The organism is Streptomyces sp. NPDC001380 (genome assembly GCF_042895785.1).
Taxonomy (GTDB): Bacteria; Actinomycetota; Actinomycetes; order Streptomycetales; family Streptomycetaceae; genus Peterkaempfera.
Genome location: NZ_JBIAWP010000015.1, coordinates 97,159 through 113,591 on the forward strand (window position 1 = coordinate 97,159; position 16,433 = coordinate 113,591).

General features: G+C 78.5%; 14 protein-coding genes. 8 read left to right on the plus strand and 6 right to left on the minus strand.

All coding sequences use genetic code 11. The features are described from left to right. Positions 1-9 precede the first annotated feature (9 nt). Positions 10-936 carry a MerR family transcriptional regulator gene (locus tag ACFY07_RS19400; protein WP_390869999.1) on the plus strand — a complete coding sequence of 309 codons (927 nt, stop codon included), beginning with the start codon at positions 10-12 and terminating at the stop codon, positions 934-936. Here ACFY07_RS19400 and ACFY07_RS19405 read toward each other — a convergent pair. Further along, positions 900-1,385, minus strand: a complete 486-nt coding sequence (locus ACFY07_RS19405) for a carboxymuconolactone decarboxylase family protein (protein WP_390870001.1) — start codon at positions 1,383-1,385, stop codon at positions 900-902. The genes ACFY07_RS19400 and ACFY07_RS19405 overlap by 37 nt on opposite strands. Positions 1,386-1,558: 173 nt before the next feature. Between ACFY07_RS19405 and ACFY07_RS19410 the strand changes: the two genes are divergently transcribed. Together ACFY07_RS19410 and ACFY07_RS19415 are read left to right on the plus strand one after the other, a co-directional pair. Continuing rightward, positions 1,559-2,500: an RNA polymerase sigma-70 factor gene (locus tag ACFY07_RS19410; protein ID WP_390870003.1), complete on the plus strand. Its 942-nt coding sequence runs from the start codon at positions 1,559-1,561 to the stop codon at positions 2,498-2,500. Positions 2,501-2,717: 217 nt separating this feature from the next. Then, positions 2,718-4,943 carry a prolyl oligopeptidase family protein gene (locus tag ACFY07_RS19415; RefSeq protein WP_390870005.1) on the plus strand — a complete coding sequence of 742 codons (2,226 nt, stop codon included), beginning with the start codon at positions 2,718-2,720 and terminating at the stop codon, positions 4,941-4,943. Positions 4,944-5,400: 457 nt separating this feature from the next. On the opposite strand, the gene ACFY07_RS19420 is transcribed toward ACFY07_RS19415, so the two are convergent. Then, on the minus strand, positions 5,401-6,054 hold the full coding sequence (locus ACFY07_RS19420) for a hypothetical protein (RefSeq protein ID WP_390870113.1): 654 nt from the start codon (positions 6,052-6,054) through the stop codon (positions 5,401-5,403). 339 nt (positions 6,055-6,393) lie between these two features. On the opposite strand from ACFY07_RS19420, the gene ACFY07_RS19425 reads away from it, so the two are divergent. Next, positions 6,394-7,197, plus strand: a complete 804-nt coding sequence (locus ACFY07_RS19425) for an inositol monophosphatase family protein (protein ID WP_390870007.1) — start codon at positions 6,394-6,396, stop codon at positions 7,195-7,197. Between the two features lie 69 nt (positions 7,198-7,266). Here ACFY07_RS19425 and ACFY07_RS19430 read toward each other — a convergent pair whose 3' ends face one another. The 3 genes from ACFY07_RS19430 to ACFY07_RS19440 all read right to left on the minus strand — a co-directional run bounded on the left by ACFY07_RS19430 (position 7,267) and on the right by ACFY07_RS19440 (position 11,862). Then, on the minus strand, positions 7,267-8,712 hold the full coding sequence (locus tag ACFY07_RS19430) for a lysine N(6)-hydroxylase/L-ornithine N(5)-oxygenase family protein (RefSeq protein WP_390870009.1): 1,446 nt from the start codon (positions 8,710-8,712) through the stop codon (positions 7,267-7,269). Between the two features lie 76 nt (positions 8,713-8,788). Then, complete coding sequence (locus ACFY07_RS19435) at positions 8,789-10,336, minus strand: pyridoxal phosphate-dependent decarboxylase family protein (RefSeq protein WP_390870115.1); 1,548 nt, start codon at positions 10,334-10,336, stop codon at positions 8,789-8,791. 110 nt (positions 10,337-10,446) lie between these two features. Beyond that, positions 10,447-11,862: a diaminobutyrate--2-oxoglutarate transaminase family protein gene (locus ACFY07_RS19440; RefSeq protein ID WP_390870011.1), complete on the minus strand. Its 1,416-nt coding sequence runs from the start codon at positions 11,860-11,862 to the stop codon at positions 10,447-10,449. Positions 11,863-12,499: 637 nt separating this feature from the next. Between ACFY07_RS19440 and ACFY07_RS19445 the strand changes: the two genes are divergently transcribed. The 3 genes from ACFY07_RS19445 (at position 12,500) to ACFY07_RS19455 (ending at position 15,328) form a co-directional block, all read left to right on the plus strand. Continuing rightward, positions 12,500-13,636 (plus strand): hypothetical protein, encoded by a 1,137-nt coding sequence (locus ACFY07_RS19445; protein WP_390870013.1) that lies wholly within the window; start codon positions 12,500-12,502, stop codon positions 13,634-13,636. A 176-nt stretch (positions 13,637-13,812) separates the two neighbouring features. Beyond that, positions 13,813-14,583, plus strand: coding sequence for a hypothetical protein (locus ACFY07_RS19450; RefSeq protein ID WP_390870015.1), 771 nt, complete (start codon positions 13,813-13,815; stop codon positions 14,581-14,583). Positions 14,584-14,728: 145 nt separating this feature from the next. Beyond that, positions 14,729-15,328, plus strand: coding sequence for a cation transporter (locus ACFY07_RS19455; protein WP_390870017.1), 600 nt, complete (start codon positions 14,729-14,731; stop codon positions 15,326-15,328). Positions 15,329-15,501: 173 nt separating this feature from the next. Here the strand turns inward: ACFY07_RS19455 and ACFY07_RS19460 are convergent, their stop codons facing one another. After that, on the minus strand, positions 15,502-15,924 hold the full coding sequence (locus ACFY07_RS19460; protein ID WP_390870018.1) for an arsenate reductase ArsC: 423 nt from the start codon (positions 15,922-15,924) through the stop codon (positions 15,502-15,504). A 97-nt stretch (positions 15,925-16,021) separates the two neighbouring features. On the opposite strand from ACFY07_RS19460, the gene ACFY07_RS19465 reads away from it, so the two are divergent. Beyond that, positions 16,022-16,333: an ArsR/SmtB family transcription factor gene (locus ACFY07_RS19465; protein WP_390870020.1), complete on the plus strand. Its 312-nt coding sequence runs from the start codon at positions 16,022-16,024 to the stop codon at positions 16,331-16,333. Positions 16,334-16,433 lie beyond the last annotated feature (100 nt).

Here is a 16,433-nt window from a genome sequence, read left to right on the forward strand (position 1 = left end):
ATACAGCCTGTGACGCAGGACACATCCCCCGTCGGGGGCGGCGGGGGGACCCGGGAGGGCGCGCCGGAGCCGCCGCGCGAGTACCGCGTGGAGGAGCTGGCCGAAGCGGCCGGCATCACCGTGCGCACCCTGCGCTTCTACCGCGAGCGCCGCCTGCTCCCCCCGCCCCGCCGCGAGGGCCGCATCGCCTGGTACACCCAGGAGCACCTCGACCGGCTGCGCGTCGTCGCCGCCCTGCTGGAGCGCGGCCACACCCTCGGCGGCATCGCCGAGCTGCTCGCGGCCGGCGAGGAGGGCCGGCACGTCGCCGAGCTGATCGGCCTGGAGCAGGCCATCACCGCCCCCTGGACGGACGAGGTGCCGGTCCGGCTGACCTGGGAGGAGGTGGAGGCCGCGTTCCCCGGCGAGGCCGGCGCGGAGGCCGTCCGCGCCTCCGTGGGCCTCGGCTACGTCACCGCCGACCGCGACGGCGTCACCCACGTCAGCCGGCGGCTGCTGGACGCCACCGTCGCCCTCGTCCGGGAGGGCGTCCCGCTCGCCGGCGTGCTGGAGGTGGCCCGCCGCACCCAGGAGTACGCGGACGCGGTCGCCGACCTCTTCGTCCGGCTGGTGGGCGAGCGGCTGCTGGCCGGGCTGGAGGACGGCACCCCGAGCGCGGACGAGGCGCACCGGCTGACCGAGAGCGTGCTGCGGGTCCGCCCGCTGGGCCGCGCGGTCGCCGACGCCCAGTTCACCCTGGCCATGGACCGCCGGGTCCGGGAGGAGTACGAGAAGGTGCTCCGCCACCGCCTCGCCGCCGGGACGGACGGCGGCCCCGGCGGCGGGACGGACGGCGGGCGGGGTGCCGCCGGGGCGGGCCCGGACCGGACGCCCCGGGCGGGGCCGGACGCGTCCGCCGGTCAGTCGAACGCGGCGGCGAACATGCCGGGCTCGTAGGAGCCTCCCCGCTGGTGCACGATCACGGCGAGCCGGTTGGCCGCGTTGACCAGGGCGACCAGGCAGACCAGTGCGGCGGTCCCGTCGTCGTCGTAGTGCTCGCGCACCCGGGCCCAGGTCTCGTCGGACACGCCGTGGTGGGCGTCGGCGAGCCGGGTGCCCTCCTCGGCGAGCGCCAGCGCGGCCTGCTCGGCCTCGGTGAACACGGTGGACTCGCGCCAGGCGGCCACCAGGTGGAGCCGGACCGCCGTCTCCCCGGCGGCCGCGGCCTCCTTGACGTGGAAGTCGATGCACCATCCGCAGCCGTTGATCTGGCTGACGCGCAGCGACACCAGCTCCTGCGTGGACCTGGGCAGCGACGACCGGTGGACCACCAGGCCGGCGTTGGCGAACCGCTTGGCGAACCCGGTGGCGAGCTCGTTGTCGAACATGTTGAATCGGGCGTCCATGACGTCGTCCTCACTCGTGGTGCCGTACCTGACGGACAGGAGATGCCGGCCGCCCGCCCCGCGTGACGGGGCGGCCGTGTGACGTACGCCACCGCCCAGGGGTGTCACAGGGCGGCGGGGAGCGGCGTCCTGTGCACGTGGCACCGTCGGGAGCGGACAGGCAGGAGCAGCCGGTGGAGAGCGAGCGCAGCGGACGCACGGAGGACACGGCCGGGCGGCCCGCCGGGGACGGACGCACGGACCCCGCCACCGAGGCGTTCGTCGCCCATCGCAACCTGCTGTTCACCGTCGCCTACGAGATGCTCGGCTCGGCCGCCGACGCGGAGGACGTCCTGCAGGAGACCTGGCTGCGGTGGGCGGGCGTCGACCTCGGCACGGTGCGGGACCGGCGTGCGTACCTGGTGCGGATCACCACGCGCCAGGCGCTGGGCAGGCTGCGCACGCTCGGCCGCCGCCGGGAGTCCTACGTCGGCCCCTGGCTTCCCGAGCCGCTGCTCACCGCGCCCGACGTGGCCGAGGACGTCGAGCTGGCCGACAGCGTCTCGATGGCGATGCTGCTGGTGCTGGAGACGCTCACGCCGACCGAGCGGGCGGTGTTCGTGCTGCGCGAGGTGTTCGGCCTCGCGTACGACGAGATCGCCGAGGCCGTGGAGAGGACCCCGGCCGCGGTCCGCCAGGTCGCGCACCGGGCACGGGCGCACGTCGCGGCGCGCCGGCCGCGCGGGGCCGTCTCCCCCGCCGAGACCCGGAAGGCGCTCGACGCGTTCCGGCGGGCGACCGAGACGGGCGATCTGCAGGGCCTGCTCGACGTCCTCGCGCCGGACGTCGTCCTCGTGGGGGACGGCGGCGGAGTGAGGCAGGCCGTCCTGCGGCCCGTCGTGGGGGCCGGCAAGGTGGCCCGCCTGGTGGTCGCCGGGCTGGGCAGGATCACCGCCGCGGTGTCGCTGCGGCCGGCCCAGGTCAACGGCTGCCCGGCGCTGGTCCTCCGGCTCGACGGCGCGATCGACAGCGTCCTGGCGGTGCGGATCGACGACGGCCTCGTCACCGGGCTCTACGCCGTGCGCAACCCCGAGAAGCTGTCGCACATGCGGGAGGAGACGGCCCTGCGCCGCTGAACCCGCCGCCGGGGCCCCGGGACCCGGGGCCCCGGGTCCCGGAGAGGGGCACGGGCGGCGCCACCGTCCGCACGCCGCCCGCGGCGCCGGGCCCCACGCCTCCGGCCGGGGGCCGGGCCCGTCGTGCCGTGCCCGCCGGCGGGCCGGGCCGGCCGCGTTCCTTCGGTCGGGCGCGTGGGCGCCCCTCCCCCGCCGCCGGATCGCCTACGCTGCCGCCATGGTGACCCAGCCCGCCCAGGACGCCCGCCCCGGCACCGCCGGCCCCTACCCGCCCGCCCGCCGCACCGACACCGCCGACAACCTCTTCGGCCACCGGGTCGAGGACCCCTACCGCTGGCTGGAGGACCCGGACAGCGCGGAGACCCGCCGCTGGTCCGAGGCCCAGGACGCCCTGCTGGAGTCCGCCCGGCGGGGCTGGCGCGGCCGGGAGCGCACCGCCGCCCGCCTCGCCGAGCTCAACGGCGCCGGCTTCGAGGGCAGCCCGTTCTGGTGCGGCGGCCACCGCTTCCTCACCCGCCGCTCCCCCGGCCAGGAGCACGCGGTGCTGCTCACCGCCGGCCCCGGCGGGGACGGCGGTCCCGGCCCGCGCGGCGCGGCGGAGCGGGTCCTGGTCGACCCGATGCGGGTGGACCCGGCCGGCACCACCACCCTCGACGCCTGGTCGCCCTCGCACGAGGGGCGCCTGCTGGCGTACCAGCTCTCCGAGGGCGGCACCGAGGAGTCGGCGCTGCGGGTGCTGGACACCGCCACCGGGGAGGCCGTCGACGGCCCGATCGACCGCACCCGCTACTCCCCCGTCGCCTGGCTGCCGGGCGGCGAGGCCTTCTACTACGTGCGGCGGCTCGCGCCCCACCTGGTGCCCGAGGGCGAGGAGCAGTACCACCGCCGGGTGCACCTGCACCGGCTGGGCACCGACCCCGACGAGGACCCGGAGGTCTTCGGCGCCGGACTGCCCGCCACCAACTACTACGACGTGCGGGTCAGCCGCGACGGCCGCTGGCTGACCGTCAGCGCCTCGGCGGGCACCGCCCCGCGCAGCGACCTGTACCTCGCCGACCTGCACGCCTCCCCGGCCGAGCGGCCCGCGCTGCGGCCGCTGCGCACCGGCCGCGACGACCAGACCTCGCTCGGCGTCGGCCACGACGGCCGTGCCTACGTCTTCACCGACGCGGACGCGCCGCGCGGCCGGGTGCTGGTGGGCGACCCGGCGGAGCTGTACGCGGCGGCCGGCGGGCCGGACGGCGTGCCGCAGGAGGAGTGGGACCGGCTCCTCACCGACCTGGTGCCGCAGGACCCCGAGGCCGTCCTGGAGGACGTCGCCGTGCTGCACGGCGACGGGAGCGACCCGGACTGGCGGCCCCGGCTGCTGGTCTGCCGCAGCCGGCACGCCGTCTCCGAACTGGCCGTGCACGACCTGGCCACCGGGGAGCGGCTGCACACCGTGGGGCTGCCGGGGCTCGGCAGCGTCGGCAGCCTGTCGCCGTCCGACCCGCTGGTGCCGGGCGGCGGGTACGAGGCGTGGTTCGGCTACGGCGACCACACCGCCCCCGACCGGGTGCTGCGCTACGACGGCCGCACCGGCGCGGTCGACGTCTGGGCGGAGGCGCCGGGCCGGGTGGAGCTGCCGCCGGTGGCGGTCCGCCAGGTCGTGTACCCGTCGGCGGACGGGACCGGGGTGCGGATGTTCCTCGTCGCCCGCACCGACCTGCCCCCGGGCCCGCGCCCCACGGTGCTGTACGGCTACGGCGGCTTCCAGGTGTCGCTGACCCCCGGCTTCTCCGCGAACATCCTCGCCTGGGTGGAGGCGGGCGGCGTCTACGCGGTCGCCAACCTGCGCGGCGGGCTGGAGGAGGGCGAGGAGTGGCACCGCGCGGGGATGATGGGGAGCAAGCAGAACGTCTTCGACGACTTCCACGCCGCCGCGCGGTGGCTGCTCGACAACGGCGTCTGCGAGCCCGGCGGCCTCGGGATCTCGGGCGGCTCCAACGGCGGGCTGCTGGTCGGCGCCGCCGTCACCCAGCGCCCCGACCTGTACGCGGCCGCGGTCTGCTCCGCGCCCCTGCTGGACATGGTCCGGTACGAGCGGTTCGGCCTCGGCCGCACCTGGAACGAGGAGTACGGCACCGCCGACGACCCGGAGCAGCTGGCCTGGCTGCTGGCGTACTCCCCCTACCACCGGGTGCGGAAGGACACCGTGTACCCGGCGGTGCTCTTCACCGTCTTCGACCAGGACACCCGGGTCGACCCGCTGCACGCCCGCAAGCTCTGCGCCGCCCTGCAGTGGGCGACCTCCGCCGACCCGGCGGAGCGGCCGGTGCTGCTGCGCCGCGAGAAGGACGTCGGCCACGGCGCCCGCTCCGTCTCCCGCACGGTCGGCCTCGCCGCCGACACCCTCTGCTTCCTGGCCGACCGGCTCGGCCTGGACCTGGAGGCGACGCCGTAGGAGCCCCCGCCGCGCGCCCCCCGCGGCGGCCCTGCCGGCCGCCGCGGGGGCCCGGCGCGCTCCGTGACGCACACCCGGGAAGGGCCCGTTCAGCGGGGCTCGGCGCTCAGCGGGGGCCGCCGGAGGGCGGGGGCGGGGCGGGGCGTCCACCTGCCGCCCGCCGCCGCGGGCCCCCTCCTGCGGGGTGCGTCCGTTCCGCCGCCCCGACCGGGCGGCCGCCGCGGCGAAGCACGCCGCCGCGATCCCGGCACCGGCGGCGCCGGCCCCCTGCAGCGGGCCGGAGCGTCCCCCGGCAAGTCCCATGACGTCCAGGACGCACACCACCGACCAGGCCGCGGCCGCCACGCCCTCGAGCCGTCGACGCGCGGTCCGCTCCATGCCGCCGTCCCCGTGCCGCCGTCCCTGCGGGCCGTCTGCCCCCGTGCACGCGGGTGAACCCCGCGCGTCGCGGTGCCGGTCAGTCCGGGCGGATCCAGACGCGGAGGGGGCCGGCGGCGCGGAAGCCGTGGCGGAGCGCCCCGTCCAGGTAGCCGCCGTGCTCGTACCCGACGACGGCCGGGGCCGGCCGGCGGGCGGCGAGGGCCGCGAGCAGGCCGGGCCAGGCGGGCTCCGGGTGGTCCGGGGCGGTGAAGACGTTGGAGACGCCGGCCGCAGCGCCGCCGAGGTGGGCGACGGCACCCGCGACGAGGCGGCCGCCGCGGTGCGCGGCGAGGACCCGCACGGCGGGGTCGTCGAGCAGGGCGGGGCGGAAGAGGTCCGGCGGACCGTCGGGGGCGGCCCAGGCCCGCTGCCACTCCTCCAGCCCGGCAGCCGTCCTGACGGTGCGCCAGACCGCTCCGTCCGCGGGGGCCGGCGGAACGGGCGCGCCGGGCGGGCGGTGGATCCACTGCGCGTCGAAGAGGACACGGAAGCCGGCCGGGGCGAGGTCCAGGTCGGCGAAGGAGTCCTTCACCGTGCAGCCGGGGGACGCGTGGTCGATCCGGGCGAGCAGGGCGGCGGGGTCGGCGCCGGGGCGCAGGGTGACGGCGTCGGGGTAGTACGGCGGGGTGCGGCGGGGGCTGGTCCAGGCGTCGGCGGTCTCCTCCCCCGGCAGTCCGTGGGTGCGGCACAGCGCGCGGCACCACCCGGCGTTGTCGCGGGCGGCGGCGAGGGCGGCCGCGGAGGGGGCGCTGCGGGCCGGGGCCGGGCTGCGGTCGGGGGCCGGTTCGGAGGCGGGGGCGTCGGGCACCGCGCCATCCTGGCGGCCGGGGGGTGCCGGGGGCAACCGGACCGCGGACCGGCGGGTGGCGGGGACCGGCGGGTTGCGGGGACCAGCGGGTTGCGGAGCCGGGTCGGGGCGGCCGGACGGCCCGTGGCGTGCGGCCCGCCGTGCCGGGCCGCGGGCGCGTCCCCGGCCCGGCACGGCGATCACCGGCATGGGACAGTTGGGGGAAGCGAGAGGAGCGGGCGCGTGGTGTTCGAGAAGGTGGCGGAGATCCTCGCCGAGACGGCGGCCGAGGTGATCGAGCCGCGGTTCCGGGCGCTCGCCGCCGGCGACGTGGTGGAGAAGGCCCCGGGCGAGCTGGTGACCGTCGCCGACCGGGAGGCGGAGCTGATCATCGCCGAGCGGCTGCGCGGGCTGCTGCCGGTGCCGGTGGTCGGCGAGGAGGCGGTCTCGGTCGACCCCTCGCTCGTGGAGGCGGTGCGGACCGAGCCCGCGGTGTGGCTGGTCGACCCGCTCGACGGCACGGGCAACTTCGTCGCGGGCAAGGGGGACTACGCGGTGATGGCCGCCCTGGTCCGCGACGGCGAGGCGGTGGCGGCCTGGATATGGCAGCCGGTCTGCGGCGTCGGGTACGCGGCGGAGAAGGGCGGCGGCGCCTGGCGCGACGGCGAGCGGCTGCGGCGGGCGCCCGCCGGGGACGGGCCGGAGCGGTGGCGGGGAGCGGTGCTGGGCCGCTTCCTGGGGCCGGAGATGCGTGCCGTGGTGACGGAGGGGGCCCGCGGGTTCGCGTCCGTGACGGGCGGCAGCGGGGCCGCGGGGGTGGAGTACCCGCGGGTCGCCGCCGGGGAGCAGGACTTCACGCTCTTCTGGCGGACCCTGCCGTGGGACCACGCGCCGGGTTCGCTGCTGGTCCGCGAGGCGGGCGGCGTCTCGGCCCGGCTGGACGGGGATCCGTACCGGCCCGGCCGCAACGTGGAGGGGCTGCTGGTGGCGGCCGACGAGGACTGCTGGCGGCAGGTGCGCGAGCGGCTGCTCGGCATGGCGCCCTGAACGGCGCGCCGGCCCCCGGACGGCGGGCGGGGCGGGGGCCGTCCCGCCCGCCGTCCGGGGGGCCCGGCCTCAGCGCCGGTCGGCCCCGTGCATCCGCTGGGCCCCGTCCCCGGGAGCGGCGGCCGCGGGCCGGTCCTCCGGCACGCCGAAGGTGGTCCAGGCCGTGCGGGCGGGCAGCCGCAGCACGGTCCGGCCGGCGGCGGCGTTGAGGATGACGGCGGCGCGCCAGGCGCCCAGGGTGAGGTCGGGGGCGCCGACGCCGTGGGTGTGCATCTCGGCGTTCTGCACGAAGAGGGTGCCGGTGACCCGCGGGTCCAGGGCGACCCGGTAGTCGCCGTCGACCCGGTAGCGGCCCTGCCCGTCCCAGTCCACCAGGTGGGCGACCGGCTCCAGGAAGGGCGGCCGCACGGCGGCGTACCCGGTGGCGAGGACGATCCGGCCGGTCCGCACGGCGGACTCCGCGTCCTGCCGGGTGTGGCGGCAGGTCAGCCGGTAGCCGTCGCCGTCCCGCTCGGCGGCGGTGACCTCGGTGGCCGGGTGCAGGGCGGCGCGGGGCGCGCCGCCGCCGACGGTGCGCTCGTACAGCTCGTCGTGGATCGCACCGAGCGTGTCGCCGCTGACGCCCTTGTACAGCTGCCACTGCTCGCGGACCATGCGGTCGCGCACCTCGCCGGGCAGCCGCCGGAACCAGCCGACGTAGTCGGGCGTGAAGTGCTCCAGCCCGATCTTGGAGTACTCCATCGGGGCGAAGGCCGCGGTGCGGGCCAGCCAGCGCACGTACGGTCCGCCGCGCCCGTCGCCGTCCTGGCGGCGCAGCAGGTCGAGGACCACCTCGGCGCCGGACTGGCCCGCGCCGACCACGGTGACGTCGTCCGCGGCGGCGAGGGCGTCGCGGTGGGCGAGGTAGTCGGCGCTGTGCAGGACCCGGCCGGGCTCCAGGAGGTGCCGCAGCGGTCCGGGCACCACGGGCCGGGTGCCCACCCCGAGCACCACCCGGCGGGCCAGGACGCGGCGGGGTCCGCCCGCGCCGCCGTGGACGACGGCGAAGGCACCGGCGGCGTCGTCCCACTCCAGGGCGGTGACGGGGGCGTCGAAGCGGCAGGAGGGGAGGTGCCCGGCGACCCAGCGGCAGTAGTGGTCGTACTCGCGGCGCGGGACGTGGAACCGCTCGGAGAAGAAGAACGGGAAGAGCCGGTCGTGGGCGCGCAGGTAGTTGAGGTACGACCAGCGGCTGGTGGGGTCGGCCAGGGTGACCAGGTCGGCGAGGAAGGGCACCTGGAGGGTGGTGCCCTCCAGGAGCAGGCCGGGGTGCCAGGAGAAGGCGGGTTTCGCGTCGAGGAAGAGGGCGCGCAGGTCCGGCACGGCGTCGGCGAGGGCTGCGAGGGAGAGGTTGAACGGGCCGATGCCGACGCCGACGAGGTCGAGGACCCCGGCGTCGGGACCGTCGGGGCGGGACGCGGCGGGGGCGGGCCGGGGGACGGCGTCGGCGGCGGGGGCGGGGCGGGGCAGGGTCACCGGGGGGCCTCCGAGCGGGTGGCGGGCAGGGGTGCCGGGGCGGGTCGGGCGGACAGGGGTGCCGGGGCGGGGGCGGTCACGCGGCGGCCTCCTCGGCCTGGCCGGCGGCGGCGACGGCGTGGAGCAGCCGCTCGACGTCGGCGGGGGTGGTGTGCGGGTTGAGCAGGGTGAGCTTGAGCCGCACCCGGCCGGGCCCCTCGCCGGGCAGTTCGGTGCGGCCGACGACGGCGCGCCCCTCCCGCAGCAGGCGGCGGCGCAGGGCGGCGTTGAGGGCGTCGCGGGCGGCGGGGCCGTGCAGGCCCGGGTGCTGCGGGCGGTAGTGGAACAGGACCGTGGTGAGGACGGGAGGGGCGTGGAGTTCCAGCAGGGGGTGGGCGTCGGCGGTGGCGGCGGCGTGGCGGGCGAGGCCGTGGCAGGCGTCGACGAGCCGGCCGAGTCCCTCGCGGCCCAGGGTGCGCAGCGTCACCGCGATCTTGAACGCGTCGGGGCGGCGGGTGGTGCGCAGCGAGAGGCCGAGGAGGCTGGGGTAGCCGGCGTCCTCGTCGTCGGCGGGGTTGAGGTAGGCGGCGCGGCGGGCCAGCGGCGCGTACGCCTCCGCGCGGCGGACGAGGAAGACGCCCGCAGCGGCGGGCTGCCAGCCGAGCTTGTGCCAGTCCAGGGCGACGGAGTCGGCGCGGGCGGTGCCGTCGAGGAGCGGGGCGAGGCGGTCGGAGAGCAGGGCCCCTCCGCCGTAGGCGGCGTCGACGTGGAACCAGGCGCCGTGGGCGGCGGCGAGGTCGGCGGCGCGGTGCAGGGGGTCGACCGCGCCGGTGTCGGTGGTGCCCGCGGTGGCGACGACGGCGACGGGGGTCTCGCCGCGGTCCGCGCAGCCGCTCAGGGCGGCGCCGAGGGCGTCGGTGTCCATCCGCAGGCCGCGGTCGACGGGGACGGGGACGACGGCGCGCTCGCCGAGGCCGAGGAGGGCGGCGGCACGCTGCACGGAGAAGTGGGCGGCTGCGGAGGCGAGGATGCGCGGGGTGCGGCCGGGGGGCAGGCCGTCGCGTTCGACGGACCGGACCGGGCCGCCGCCGGCGACGGCGGCGCTGCCGTCCCGGGTGCCGCCGCCGGTTCCGCCGAGGACGTGGTCGCGGGCGAGCATCAGGCCCATGAGGTTGGACTCGCTGCCCCCGGAGGTGAGGACGCCCGCGGCGTCGTCGGGGTCGTACCCGACCAGGGCGGCCAGGTCCCGGACGAGCAGCGTCTCCAGGGCGGTGGCGGCCGGGGCCTGGTCCCAGGAGTCCTGGGAGGGGTTGAGGGCGCTCGCGGCGAGGTCGGCGGCGACGGCGAGGGCGAGCGGCGGGCAGTGCAGGTGGGCGGCGCAGGAGGGGTCGGCGGGGTCGGCGCTGCCGTGGGCGAGGAGGGCGGTGAGCCGGTGGAGGGGTTCGGGTCCGCCGGTGCCGGCCACGGCGGCGAACTCGTCGGCGACCCGCGCGGCGAGCTCCTGCGGGGCACCGGCGGGGAGCGGGCCGCCGCGCCGGGCGGCGCCGTCGGCGAGCGCGTCGAGGACGGTCTCCAGGAGCGGGCGCAGCGCCCGGGGCCCCTCGGCGCCGCCGGAGAGGGCGGTGGTCCGGGCGGCGCCGGCCAGGCACGCGGCCGCGTCGGACAGGGACGGGCCGGACGGGGACGGGGCGGACGGGGACGGGCCGGACGGGGCAGCGGCGGGGAGGGGCGCGGTGCCCGCGGGGACGGCGGCGTTCACGCGTGCTCCCGGGAGTCGGCGGAGGCGGAGGCCTCGGCGACGGCGTCGGCGAGCCGGTCGAGGACGGCCTCGGCCTGCCCGTCGGTGATGGTCAGGGGCGGCAGGAGCCGGACGACGGCGTCGTGGCGGCCGCCGAGTTCGACGATCAGGCCGCGCGCCAGGCAGGCGGCCCGCACCCGGACGGCCAGGGCGGGGGCGGGCGGCAGCGCGCCGCAGCGGTCCGGGACGCCCTCCGGGTCGACCAGTTCGACGCCGATCATGAGGCCGCGCCCCCGGACGTCGCCGATCGCCGGGAGCTCCGCCCGCAGGGCGGTGAGCCGCGCGGCCATGCGGGCGCCGACCTCGGCGGCCCGGCGGGCCAGGCCCTCCGCGGCGACGAACCGCAGGGTGGCCGCGCCGGCCGCCATCGCCAGGGTGTTGCCGCGGAAGGTGCCGGTGTGGGCGCCGGGCAGCCAGCCGTCGTACTCCTCGCGGTAGACGACGACCGCGAGCGGCAGCGACCCGCCGATGGCCTTGGAGAGCACCATCGCGTCGGGGACGACGCCGCTGTGCTCCACCGCCCACATGGCCCCGGTGCGTCCGACGCCGGTCTGCACCTCGTCGAGGACCAGCGGGACGGAGCGCTCGGCGGTGATCCGGCGCATCTCGCGCAGCCAGGCGTCGGGGGCGGGGACGGTGCCGCCCTCGCCCTGCACGGCCTCCACGATCATCGCGGCGGGGGCGGTGACGCCGCCCCCGGGGTCGTCGAGCAGCCGCTCGGTGTAGACGGCGGAGAGCTCGGCGCCGCGCTCGCCGCCGACGCCGAAGGGGCAGCGGTAGGAGTACGGGTAGGGCAGGCGGGTGACCTCGCCGCAGGACGGCAGCGGCTCCTTGACCGCGGTGTTGCCGGTGGCGGCGAGGGCCCAGGCGGTCATGCCGTGGTAGGCGCCGGTGAAGGCGAGGACGCCGCGGCGGCCGGTCGCGGTCTGCATGAGCTTGAGGGCCGCCTCGACGGCGTCGGTGCCGGCGGGGCCGCAGAAGTGGATGCGGGCCCGGTCGGCGAAGGCCGGCGGCAGGGTCTCGAAGAGGGCGGTGGTGAAGTCGTCCTTCTCCGCGGTGGCGAGGTCGAGGACGTGCAGCGGGGCGCCGCTGTCGAGGGTGCGCCGGACGGCCTCGAGGACGACGGGGTGGTTGTGGCCGAGGGCGAGGGTGCCCGCACCGGAGAGGCAGTCGAGGTAGCGGCGGCCGTCGGCGCCCTCGACGGTCATGCCCTGGGCGCGCACCGGGACGATGGGGAACGATCGGGCGTAGGTGCGGGCGGAGGACTCACGGGCGCGCTGGCGGCGCAGCACGGCCTCCCCGGCGGGGAGCGGCGGGGCGGAGCGGCCCGGGGGGACGGGGCGGTCGAGGGGGGTGCCGACGGCGGGTGTCATGGCGGGGCTCCGGGGTGGTGCGGTCGGGCGGGCGGTTGGAGAGGGGTGCGGAGTGGTGCGGTCGGGCGGGGCGGGGCGGACGGCGGGGATGCGGGGCCGGTACGGCGGGGCGGGTACGCGGGGAGGCGGGGGATACGCGGGCGGGGACGCCCGGGGTTCACTTCTTAGGTAAGGCTAACCTTAATTGATGCCTCCTCGGGCCGGTCCTCCGCCACGCGGGAGCGGCCGCCGGAGAGTGCGCCGGCCCGCCCCCGACCGCCTTCGCCGGCAGCACTCCTGACGCCGGTCCCCACGTCCGGCACCCTGTCCAACGCTCCCGCGCCGCCCGGGGCACGGCCCGGCACCGGACGGCCCGCGTCCGGCCGCCCGGACGCGGCGGGCGCGGCCGCGGATGTCACCCGTTCGGCCCTACGTGCTGGCGGGCCCCAGGCGCCGTCCCTACGGTGGCGGCAGGTGACTCGAACAGCCGCCCGGCAGCCGGGGCGTCCCGCCCCGCAGGCCCCGGGCCGCACGTCCTCCGGCGGACGGCGCCGCGGCGCAGGTCCCGCGCCGCCGCCCCGCCGCCCCGCACGGACCTCCGTGCGGGGCGGCGGCGCGGTACGGAGCCCGCGCGGCACCGCGGAACCGAGGAGGAGACGTGACCGACCACCACCCGCCGCTCCGGCGGCTGCGCTCCCGCGCACCGCTCGCCGCCGCGGCCCTGCTGCTCGCGGGCGTCCTCGCCCCGGCGGCCGCCGCGGCCCCCGCCGCCGGCAGCCCCGCGCACGACGCCGCCCGCCCCCGGCCGACCGCCACCGCCTCGGCCGGCGTCACCGCGAGCCGGGCCGAGGCCGCACGCATCGACGCGTACTGGACGAAGGCCCGGATGCGCGCCGCCAGGGCCATGCCGATGCCCCGGGCGCAGCACGCGCCGAAGGGCACTGCCGGGGCCCCCTCCACCGCCGGGAGGCCGGAGAGGCCCGGGACGCCCCGCAGCGTCCCCGGCAGCGCCCCCGAGCGGGTGCAGCGGGACAGCTCCGGCCCGGAGAACGCCACCGGCCCGCTCCAGGCGCCCACCGCCCGCCGCTGGGGCGGCCAGGGGATGATGCCGGCCCGCAGCATCGGCCAGCTGTACTTCACCACCCCCGTCGGGGACGCCCGGTGCAGCGCCGCCGTCGTCAGCGCCGACAACCGCGACACCGTGTGGACCGCCGGCCACTGCGTCCACCCGGGCGCCGGCGGGAAGGCCGCCTTCTACCGCAACTTCGTCTTCGTGCCGGACGCGGGCGGCGGCACGGAGCCGTACGGCCGCTGGACCTTCCGGTACGCGGGCACCACGCCCGCCTGGCAGAACACCGGCGACTGGCACTACGACGTCGCCGCCCTCGCCTTCTACCCGCAGGCGGCCCGCGGCGACCTGGAGGACACCGTCGGCGCGCAGGGCATCCGCTTCGACGGCGGCACGTCCTTCTCCGACGTGTTCACCTTCGGGTACCCGCTCGACGGCTACCGGCGGACGGACCTCGACGGCCAGGACCTCTGGTACTGCGAGGGGCCCGTCTCCCCCGTCGGCGCCGCCGACGACACCCTGGTCCTGCGGTGCGACATGGGCCACGGGTGCAGCGGCGGCCCCTGGATCGCCGGCCTGGGGCTCGGCCGCGGCTGGGGCTGGATCGTGGGCGTCAGCAGCCACCGCGACACCGACTCCGCCGGGCGCTGGACCAACGGCCTGCTCTACGGCACCCACCAGGGCACCGCGGCGGCCCGCGTCTACGACGACGTGTCCACGCACTGACCCGGAACCCGGCCGGACCCCGGCCGGACCCCGTCCCGGCCCGCCCGCCCCGGACCCGCGCGGCCCGTCCGGGGCGGGCGGGTTGCTCCGTACACCTCTCGACGCCGCGCCGCGGCCTGGCTAGTCTGCGCGCACCGGGCGGCCCGCGCCGCGCCCGCACCCCGAGGAGGACCGTGGTGACGACCGCCGACGAGGACGCGTTCTACGTCCTCACCGGGCTGCTGCTGACCCCCGCGCAGTTCCCGAGCGTGCTCGCCGACGACTACCCGGCCGCCTGCGGGGCACTCGCCCTGGAGCCGTGGGAGGCGGGGTACGGGCTCGTCCTCGGGCAGGACGCGGCCGGCGCCCGCTGGACCCTGGTCACCCACGACGCGGCGCTCGTCGGCTGCGCCGTCGCGGCCTGGGACTGCGGCCTGGAGTACGACCTCGACCCGCCGGAGCGGACCGTGGTGGCGACCCGGGCCGGCTGGCCGCTGGCCCTCGCCGTGCAGGCCCCCGGCGTCCCCGCGCCGCACGACCCGGAGGGCGCCGACGGGCCGCTGCTGGCCCCGCCCGACCCCGGGGCGTGGGGGCCCGCCCAGCGGCGCATGGGCGCCGACGACGTCGGCCGCGACTGGCACGCCTGGCGCGGCTCCACCGACGCCGGGGTGCGGTTCGCCGCACCGGGGAGCGGCCCCGGGCACGAGGGCGTCGCCCGGGTGCTCCGCGAGGCCGCCGCCTACCTCGGGGACCCGCCCCCGCCCGGCCGGGTGCGCTCCGCCCCCGCCGGGGACGGCGCCCGCACCGTCCGCGCCGACGGGCCCGGCTGGAGCCTGGTCGCCCGCACGGACGACATCGCCTTCGTCCTCCTCGACGAGGAGCCCGGCCAGGTGCTGCCCGTGGGCCGCGGGCCCTCCCTCCCCGGCCTGCTGGAGGGCCTGGACCGGCTGGCCCGCGAGAACGGCTGACAGTGACGATGTGAGGTGACTTCTCCGGCGGGTCTGGCCCACCGGCTGACCGACGCCACCCGGCTGTCCTCCACGCGATGTGCCGGCCCGTCCGGAGGAGTCACCGCACGCAGCCGGACGGGCGGGGCTCTGGGACAATCGCGCGGTGGCCCGCACCGATGACACCGTCCGCCGGAGCCTGCTCCGCCGCGGCCTCGCCCTGGAGTACGCCACCCTCGGCTGGAACGCGGCCGGCATCGCGGTGCTCGCCGTCGCGGCGGTCGCGGCGCGGTCGGTCGCCCTGGCCGGGTTCGGCCTGGACTCGCTGATCGAGATCGGCGCCTCCGCCGTCGTGGTCTGGGAGCTGTCCGGCACCGGGGAGGAGCGCCGCAGGCGCGCACTGAAGCTGATCGGCGGGGGCTTCGCGCTGCTGGCCGCCTACCTGCTGGTGCAGTCCACCTGGGTGCTGGCCGCCGGCCTCCGCCCGCACCCCTCGCCGCTGGGCACCGCCTGGACCGCGGCGACCGCCGCGGTGATGCTCGCGCTCGCCGCGGGCAAGGCCCGGATCGGCGGCGCGCTGGACAACCCGGTACTGAGGACCGAGGGCCGGGTCACCCTGGTCGACGGCCTGCTGGCCGCCGCCGTGCTGGCCGGCCTGGTGCTCAACTCCCTGGCCGGCTGGTGGTGGGCCGACCCGGCGGCCGGGTACGTCCTGGTGGCCTACGCGGTGCGCGAGGCCGGGGAGGTCCTCCTCGGCGGCCCCTGAGGGCTCCCGCCGGCCGGCGGCACGGCTCCCGGCCCCCGGGGGCCGGGGGCCGGGGGCCGGGGGCCGGGGGCCGGGGGCCGGGGGCCGGGGGCCGGGGGCCGGGCCCTCCCGGAGCCGGGAAGCGGACGTCGCGGACGTCGGCGCCGGCCGGCGCGGTGCCGGCCGCGGGGGTGTCAGCCCTCCTGCCCGGACCGGGCGTCGATCTCGGCGATGAGGCCCTCGACGAGGCCCCTGATCTCGTCGCGGATCGGGCGGACGGCCTCGACTCCCCGGCCGGCCGGGTCGTCGAGCTTCCAGTCCAGGTACTTCCTGCCGGGGAAGTACGGGCAGGCGTCGCCGCAGCCCATGGTGATGACGTAGTCGGACGCCTGGACGGCCTCGGTGGTGAGGATCCTCGGGGTCCGGTCGGAGATGTCGATGCCCAGCTCGGCCATCGCGGCGACGGCGGCCGGGTTGACCCGGTCGCCGGGGACCGAGCCGGCGGAGCGGACCTCGACGCGGTCGCCGGCGAGGTGGCGCAGGAAGCCGGCGGCCATCTGCGAGCGGCCGGCGTTGTGGATGCAGACGAACAGCACGGAGGCGGCGGGAGCGGGCATCGTCGTGGTTCCTTCGATGGGTGCGGCTCAGTGCCCCGGGGGGCGGCCGGGGAGGGGGCTCGCCAGGCGGGCCCGGCGCCCGGTAACGTATCAGCCCATGGTGACGTCAGTCGATGGTGATGTGTTGAAGGTGCTGGCCGACCCGCTGCGGATGCGGATCGTGCGGCTCCTCGCCCGTGAGGCGCTGTGCACGACGCACCTGGTGGAGGAGACCGGCGCCAAGCAGACCAACCTGTCCAACCACCTCAGGGCCCTGCGGGACGCGGGCCTGGTCGACACCGAGCCCTGCGGGCGTTTCACCTACTACTCGCTGCGTCCCGGGGCCGTCGCGGCCCTGGCGGCGGAGCTCGCCGAGCTGGCCGCCACCGCCCGCGAGGCCTCCGCGGCCGGCCGCAGGCGGTCCTGCTGAACCACCCCGGTCCCGACCCGGCGGCACGCCCCGCCCCACCCTGCCCTGCCCTGCCCTGCCGTGACCTGCCGTGCCCTGCCCTGCCCTGCCCCCTGCACAG

Coding starts and splice junctions, on each gene's coding strand:
- ACFY07_RS19405 (WP_390870001.1), bottom strand. CDS start 1,385: ATGGACGCCCGATTCAACATGTTCGACAACGAGCTCGCCACCGGGTTC.
- ACFY07_RS19415 (WP_390870005.1), top strand. CDS start 2,718: ATGGTGACCCAGCCCGCCCAGGACGCCCGCCCCGGCACCGCCGGCCCC.
- ACFY07_RS19440 (WP_390870011.1), bottom strand. CDS start 11,862: ATGACACCCGCCGTCGGCACCCCCCTCGACCGCCCCGTCCCCCCGGGC.
- ACFY07_RS19460 (WP_390870018.1), bottom strand. CDS start 15,924: ATGCCCGCTCCCGCCGCCTCCGTGCTGTTCGTCTGCATCCACAACGCC.
- ACFY07_RS19465 (WP_390870020.1), top strand. CDS start 16,022: ATGGTGACGTCAGTCGATGGTGATGTGTTGAAGGTGCTGGCCGACCCG.